This is a genomic window from Microbacterium sp. Leaf351 (assembly GCF_001423825.1).
GTDB lineage: Bacteria > Actinomycetota > Actinomycetes > Actinomycetales > Microbacteriaceae > Microbacterium > Microbacterium ginsengisoli.
In genome coordinates this window covers 73,860-74,268 of record NZ_LMPK01000002.1, presented here as the reverse complement: position 1 = coordinate 74,268, position 409 = coordinate 73,860, and the positions used below count along the sequence as shown (strand labels likewise).

Genomic DNA, 409 nt, shown 5'->3' with positions numbered 1-409 from the left:
CCTGCCGCTCATCTTCGTCGGCGCGTTCCTGTGGGGCGCGGGGGTGTCGATGGGCTTCCCGCTCGGCATGTCCGCCGCGGCCGACGATCCCGCGCGCGCGGCCGCCCGGGTGAGCGCCGCAGCGACGATCGGCTACGTCGCGTTCCTCGCCGGACCGCCGCTGCTCGGCTTCCTCGCCGAGCACATCGGGCTGCTCCCCACGCTGCTCGTGCTCGTGGTGCTGGTCGTCGCCTCGGGTCTCGCATCGGGCGCCGCGAAGCCGCTCACGCCGGTGGCGCCCGCACCGCGGGGGGCCGCGGCATCCACCGACGCCTGAGGCGGCGCTCAGCCGGCGTCGGGGTCGGCCCAGAACGGCGAGAAGTGGTAGCCGTCGGGGTCGTCGAACTGCCGCTGGTACATGAAGCCGTAC

The 409-nt window shown here is 74.8% G+C and carries 2 pseudogenes; one reads left to right on the top strand and one right to left on the bottom strand.

Annotation, left to right across the window (positions count from 1 at the left end):
- Positions 1-316 (top strand): annotated as a pseudogene (locus tag ASG00_RS16115) (MFS transporter); the annotation flags it as partial.
- 8 nt (positions 317-324) lie between these two features.
- Here the strand turns inward: ASG00_RS16115 and ASG00_RS18795 are convergent.
- Positions 325-409 (bottom strand): annotated as a pseudogene (locus ASG00_RS18795) (VOC family protein); the annotation flags it as partial.